1 pseudogene is annotated in these 269 nt (G+C 52.8%); it reads left to right on the forward strand.

The annotated features are described in order from the left end of the window. A pseudogene (locus SB749_RS19575) lies at positions 1-269 on the forward strand (DNA polymerase); the annotation flags it as partial.

Raw genomic sequence — 269 nt, forward strand, 5'->3', positions numbered from 1 at the left:
TGTCTAAATACGAAATCCCGCCGGAAAAACTGGCGATCTACGAACAGATCACCCGTCCGCTGCACGAATACAAAGCGATCGGCCCGCACGTTGCGGTTGCGAAACGTCTGGCGGCGAAAGGTGTTAAAATCAAACCGGGTATGGTTATCGGTTACATCGTTCTGCGTGGTGACGGTCCGATCTCTAACCGTGCGATCCTGGCGGAAGAATACGACCCGCGTAAACACAAATACGACGCGGAATACTACATCGAAAACCAGGTTCTGCCG

The sequence above is a fragment of the Brevibacterium sp. SIMBA_078 genome (assembly GCF_046534565.1).
GTDB lineage: Bacteria > Actinomycetota > Actinomycetes > Actinomycetales > Brevibacteriaceae > Brevibacterium.